Here is a 5792-nt window from a genome sequence, read left to right as displayed (position 1 = left end):
CCCCTACCCCTCAATATCACCACCGCCCTTCTTCATACGCTTGCCCTCGGCGGCACGCTGTTTGCGCACCTCCTTGGGATCGGCAATCAGGGGGCGGTAGATCTCTACGCGGTCGCCGTCGCGCAGTTCGGTACCGGGCTTGTTGAGTTTGCCGAAGATGCCGAGCTCGTGACTGGCCAGATCGATCTCGGGAAAGCGTTCGAGCATGCCGGAGGTGCGTACGGCCTGTTCCAGGGTGGTGCCGCGCGGTACGCGCAGCTTCAGGATGAGCTGGGTATCCGGCCGGGCATAGGCCACCTCTACCTCGATCTGCTCAGCGTTTTCCATAGACTTGCACCGCGCGCTGTTGAAAGGCATCCACCAGGGAGTTGGCGATCTGGCTGAACACCGGCCCGATCATCATGCCGAGCATCCGGCTGGCGAACTCGAACTCCAGATCCAGCGACACCTTGCAGGCCTTGTCGCCAAGTGGATCGAAGCGCCAGTAACCCTCCAGACGCTCGAAGGGTCCCTCGACCAGGCGCATCTCGATCATCTTGTTGCGCTGCTGGCGGTTGTGGGTGGTGAACGACTTGTGCAGGCTGCCCTTGGCGATATCCAGACAGGCCCGCACCTCGTCCCCCTCCGCCCAGATCACCCGCGAGGACCGGCACCAGGGCAGGAATTCCGCATACGATTCGATATCGCTCACCAGGGCGAACATCTCCGCCGGCGTATAGGGCACGAGCGCCGACTTGTGGATGGAGGTCGTCATCAGCTGTATCCCACCCGGCTAGTAGACGATCAAGCCGAGGATACCGGTGACGTTCAGGAACACCAGTATGATCGCGATCGGCACGACGTAGCGCACCACGAACCGCCAACTGCGGTAACCGAAGCCGTCGCGCAGGCCCAACTCTCCACGGCTGACCTCCGCCGTCATCATCCAGACCGAGAAGACGGCGATCAGCAGGCCGCCCAGCGGCAGCATCACATTGGATGTGACGTAGTCGGTCAGATCGAAAAAGGTCTTGTTGAAGAGCTTGTAGTCTGCCCAGATATTGAAAGAGAACAGCGAGCCGAGGCCGAACAGCCAGACAGCGATGCCGGACCCGGTGGCGGCCTTCACCCGGCTCATGCCGCGGTTCTCCACCAGCCAGGTGACCATCGGCTCGAGCAGGGAGATCGCCGATGTCCAGGCCGCGAACAGCAGCAGCACGAAGAACGCGGTACCGAACATTGCGCCACCCGGCATCTGCCCGAAGGCGATCGGCAGGGTCATGAAGATCAGCCCGGGACCGCCCTGCGGTTGCAGACCGTAGGCGAACACCAGTGGGAAGATCGCCATCCCCGCCAGCAGTGCCACCAAGGTGTCCAGCAGCGCGATGATGAAGGCCATGCGGGTGATCGACGCAGTATGGGACAGATACGACCCATAGATCATGATCGCCCCCATGCCCAGGCTCAGACTGAAGAAGGCCTGCCCCATGGCGCTCAGCACGGCGTGGCCGGTCAGCTTGGAAAAATCCGGCCGGAACAGATACGTGATTGCCTCCTGGTAGGCGCCGGTGTTCATGGCATAGCCGACCATCGCCACCAGCAGCACGAACAGGGCCGGCATGAGAAACCGCACGGCCTGCTCCAGACCGCTCTTCACGCCACGCGACACCACGACCACCGTCATGACCATGAAGATGGTATGCCAGAGCAACAGCCGTTCGGGATCACTGATAAAGGTCCGGAAGATCGCCGCGACGCCGTCGGCAGTGGCCCCCGTGAACACCCCGGAGCCGGTACGGAAGATGTACGCCAGGGTCCAGCCGGCCACGACGCTGTAGAAGGACAGGATCAGGAATCCGGCCCCCATACCCATCCAGCCCATCCCCGCCCACAGGCGTGACCGGCCGGACTCCTCGGCCAGGGTGCGCATGGTATTGATGGGGCTCTGCCGACCGCGGCGGCCGAGCATGATCTCGGCCATCATGACGGGCACGCCGATGGCCAGCACGCACAGGATGTACACCAGCACGAAGGCCCCACCGCCGCCCTCGCCGGTGATGTAGGGAAACCGCCAGATATTACCCAGACCGACCGCCGAGCCGGTGGCCGCCAGGATGAAGGCCATCCGGGACGACCATTCGCCGTGGATGGACGTGCGTCGCGTCATCAGGGTTTTGTCTCCAACCGGGGTGCGCGCCATTGTCCGGGAAAATTGCCAGCGCCTCAACCGGCTACAGGCGAATCGATGGCCGCGGCGAGGGCCGCCGGCCTATAATGCGCCGATGGCGACAAAAAAATCCAAAGCGACGACCGGCGGCACCATCGCGCTCAACAAGAAGGCCCGCTACGACTTTTCGATCGAGGAGCGCTTCGAGGCCGGCCTGGCCCTGGAGGGCTGGGAGGTCAAGAGCGCGCGCGCCGGCAAGGTGCAACTGGTCGATGCCTACGTGATCCTCAAGAAAGGCGAGGCCTGGCTGATCGGCTGCCTGATCAGTCCGCTGCTGACCGCCTCCACCCACATCCACCCCGACCCGACCCGGACCCGCAAACTGCTGCTGCATCGCCACGAACTCGCCAAGCTCATCGGCGCGGTCGAACGCAAGGGCTATGCCCTGATCCCGCTGGCCATGTACTGGAAGCACGGCAAGGTGAAGCTGGAGATCGGTCTGGCCAAGGGCAAGAAGGAACACGACAAGCGTGCCACCGACAAGGACCGCGACTGGCAGCGCGAGAAGCAGCGCATCCTGCGCCACGGTTGAGCCACCCGCGAGCGTTGATCATGGTGCTGCCCAGTAGCGAGCACCCCCTTGAAAAGACCCTGTGCCGGGACCATATAGTAGGTAAGCCGTCGTCGCCTGCGCCCCTGCAGGACTCCCTTAGGAGCCGGCCCAAGGCCGAGAAGCAAAGGTGGGCGGGGGTAGACGGCGGTGAAATGTTGCGGTGTGGTATACTGGCACCGCTTCAGAAGAAGTCATCAAATGGGGGCGACCTGGCTTCGACGTGGGTTGCGAAACCTAAGGTGCATGCCGAGGTGCAATGCCCTCGTAAAACACATTGCAAAACCATAGTTGCCAACGACGACAACTACGCACTCGCTGCTTAAAACCCAGTAGGGTGCCGTCTGACCGGGGCCGTGCTTGTGCGCCCGGGCTTTCTGAGCAATCAGGGGCATCAGGCGTCGATTCTCACAAGATCGCGGTGAGGCTCTCCCAGGGCGGATCCGTTAAAACCTAACTGGGATCGCCGTCCGTTTTCCCTGCCCGTCGGGTAGCGGCCGGTTAAATCAATAGACGTGGATACGCATGTAGAGCCGAAGGCAGAGGACTTGCGGACGCGGGTTCGATTAACACAATGGTCGCCACGGGGAGTGATCCCCGTTGGAAAAGAGGGCTCATACGGTGAACGCTACAGGACAGAGGTCCCATGCCAACGCCGTCCGGTGAAGGGGAAACCCGTAAGCCGGCTAGAGACTCATAGGCTCCTAACGAGCATAGCTCCATGGAGTACTAGGGTGGATCACTGCCAGGGGGCAAGGATCCACAACACGCCCTCCCCTGCCTTCAACGGCAGGTGAAGGAATAGTCCAGCCCTGGATGAAAATCCGGGAACAGCTGTCCCGCCGCCTCCACCAACACCGGCCCTGACTTCTGAGTCAGGGCCACCTTATTCCCGGGAGGGCCATGGATGGCCGCCTACCCAACACCCAGAAGCATTAGCGACCTTGACGCTGCCTATATCGCGGGTCTCATCGACGGCGAAGGCACCATCACCCTGTCGCGCAAGCATCGTAACGAATACCGCCAACTGGCCGTCAGCATCAGCAATACCGAGCGGGCCCTGCTCGAGTACGTATTGCAAACCGTGGGTGCCGGCAAAATTACCCGCAAGCGTATCAGCCATTCACACCACACCCCGAGTTATACCTACGCGATCTACAACCGGCAGGCCCTGCACGTTCTGGAACAACTCCAGCCCTTCCGGTAACCCATACTGCCGAGTAAGCCCAGACCCTGGTTTTCTCCCATTACCCGCAGTCAGCCTGCATCTCCCAATATGTTTTCAGCAAGCGGATGCCGCTGATAAGCGAGATGACCACACCATAGATTATTCCAAGCAGAAACCCCAGATTGGACAAAGTATCCCATCCGAAAATCATCGGCGGCAGTGCAAAGACCGCGATCGCGCCGAGACTCACCAGGACGGGCCACAGAGTAAGATACAAGATGAATGTGATCAGGAAACGGCCGAAACTCATGGTCCAGGACGAACCTGTCTCCGATTTGACGCCGATGATGATCTTGGTCTTGAGCAAGTGACCGAAAGCATAAAGGCACACCCGATCCCCGGGGCGGATATAATCGGCGACCTCGCTCATACACAAGCGGAATTTCTTCATAACGATATCGCCGAGCGTAAGGGTAACCGTCGTATACGCCCCCATCACTTCCTTCACTTCGCCACAATATCTCGTCATATCCGCTCTCCGCTTCACCAGTCAGGGCGGTACTGCCTCATGATCTCCCTCACACAGGCACCAGCGCGAAAGGAGTAAGCATCAGGTTCGTATCCTGAACTATCTTCACTTGCCCGCCCGCGCAACCGGTCGGTCGTCGATCTGACCTGCACATCAGCAGGGTATCGGTGAAGCATACTGTCAGCGGAATGACCGTTATATGCTGTATTCCCGCCGTCCTGATATTCCGACCGAAAATCTCCTGGGGAGCGTCTCCCGTCCTTTACTCAGGATCTTATATAAGCATTCCATGCAGGACCTGTTACCGGTTGCCACCTGCCATTCCCCAGGTTCCAGCTTGCTTATGAAAGGCAAGCAGTTCCGGGTGTACACATCTTTCCATCGCACTTCGACAGACGGCCAAAAATAGCCACGATACGCCGTCCTCCGACTGCTCATTCACGTTGCATTTCGCGCCATGTCATGATCAGGCGCAATGCGCTCAGCCAGGAAATTCCGACACCGAAAAGAAAGCCCAGTGTGACGCCCACGGCCACGCCGACTTGACCGAACGGGATGCCGATAATCCAGCCTGCAAACAGCGCTGGGATACCGACAATAAACGGCCATATCACAAGGTAGGTGAATGCTGTGCCCAGCATGCGACCGAAGCCCATTGTCCAGGAGGGACCGTTCCCGGCACGGACGCCGATGATGATCTTCTTTCGTAGCATGTGCCCAAAGGCATAAATACAGATTGTCTCGCCAGCGTGAATATAGGCTGCTACTTCCGGTACACACAGGCGGATTCTTCTGAAGGTAGTGTTGCCGATGGTCAGCAGTGGCAACTCAGTTGCCACGCTGACGACACCTCCGATCGGTACTGAGATGCTCTGGTAGTTGTCTCTGGCGTCGCCGTGTCCGACGGCAACGTAGCCGCCACCTGATGTATCGCTGACTTCCTTCACTTCACCGCAGTATTTGGTCATGGTCGTGCCCTCACCTGAGAAAACGTGAAAACTGACCCGTTATCGCAAGCGCAACCGTGTTCAGAAAACATGAGGCATAGGCCGGGTTGAACCGCAAGGAGTGATGCGGGTCGAAGTTGTGGCGGAGTGCGTACAGGGTTATCTCAGTTGGCCGGGGCATAGCGTTCCCCATCCCAGTGGTATACCGGGAATGGCTCGAAACCGGGCCCACCCACCTCGATGTCCGGCCAGCCGCCGTGTTTGGTATCCAGTATGACCTGCATACCAATCTCGTCGAGAAGTTTTCTCCAGCCGCTGCCGTCACGGGTCAGCAGCACAAAGGCACTGCCGGTGTTGCCATAGCAGAAGATACTGCCCTCGGTGATCCACAC

8 protein-coding genes and 1 other RNA gene are annotated in these 5792 nt (G+C 59.8%); 3 read left to right on the top strand and 6 right to left on the bottom strand.

Annotation, left to right across the window (positions count from 1 at the left end; translation table 11 throughout):
• Window positions 1-3: 3 nt before the first annotated feature.
• The 3 genes from K8I04_07520 to K8I04_07510 are packed head-to-tail and all read right to left on the bottom strand — an operon-like array spanning window position 4 to window position 2146.
• A complete protein-coding gene (locus tag K8I04_07520) occupies window positions 4-327 on the bottom strand; it encodes an RnfH family protein (GenBank protein ID MBZ0071558.1) in 324 nt (107 codons plus the stop codon).
• Window positions 314-754, bottom strand: coding sequence for a type II toxin-antitoxin system RatA family toxin (locus K8I04_07515; protein ID MBZ0071557.1), 441 nt, complete (start codon window positions 752-754; stop codon window positions 314-316). The genes K8I04_07520 and K8I04_07515 overlap by 14 nt, the downstream gene beginning before the upstream one ends.
• An 18-nt stretch (window positions 755-772) precedes the next feature.
• Window positions 773-2146: a sodium-dependent transporter gene (locus K8I04_07510; GenBank protein MBZ0071556.1), complete on the bottom strand. Its 1374-nt coding sequence runs from the start codon at window positions 2144-2146 to the stop codon at window positions 773-775.
• 115 nt (window positions 2147-2261) lie between these two features.
• Between K8I04_07510 and smpB the strand changes: the two genes are divergently transcribed.
• The 3 genes from smpB (at window position 2262) to K8I04_07495 (ending at window position 3963) form a co-directional block, all read left to right on the top strand.
• Entirely contained in the window at window positions 2262-2738 is a 477-nt protein-coding gene (smpB, locus tag K8I04_07505) for an SsrA-binding protein SmpB (protein MBZ0071555.1), read from the top strand.
• Window positions 2739-2967: 229 nt separating this feature from the next.
• Window positions 2968-3325, top strand: a transfer-messenger RNA (tmRNA) gene (gene ssrA / locus K8I04_07500).
• A gap of 338 nt (window positions 3326-3663) precedes the next feature.
• On the top strand, window positions 3664-3963 hold the full coding sequence (locus tag K8I04_07495; GenBank protein ID MBZ0071554.1) for an LAGLIDADG family homing endonuclease: 300 nt from the start codon (window positions 3664-3666) through the stop codon (window positions 3961-3963).
• Between the two features lie 40 nt (window positions 3964-4003).
• Here the strand turns inward: K8I04_07495 and K8I04_07490 are convergent, their stop codons facing one another.
• From K8I04_07490 to K8I04_07480, 3 genes are all read right to left on the bottom strand, one after another.
• Window positions 4004-4453, bottom strand: coding sequence for a hypothetical protein (locus tag K8I04_07490; GenBank protein MBZ0071553.1), 450 nt, complete (start codon window positions 4451-4453; stop codon window positions 4004-4006).
• Between the two features lie 434 nt (window positions 4454-4887).
• On the bottom strand, window positions 4888-5421 hold the full coding sequence (locus tag K8I04_07485) for a hypothetical protein (GenBank protein MBZ0071552.1): 534 nt from the start codon (window positions 5419-5421) through the stop codon (window positions 4888-4890).
• Window positions 5422-5564: 143 nt separating this feature from the next.
• Window positions 5565-5792, bottom strand: a complete 228-nt coding sequence (locus K8I04_07480) for a hypothetical protein (GenBank protein MBZ0071551.1) — start codon at window positions 5790-5792, stop codon at window positions 5565-5567.

It is taken from the genome of Gammaproteobacteria bacterium (assembly GCA_019911805.1).
GTDB lineage: Bacteria > Pseudomonadota > Gammaproteobacteria > Thiohalobacterales > Thiohalobacteraceae > JAHJQQ01.
This window is presented reverse-complemented; position numbering and strand designations above follow the sequence as displayed.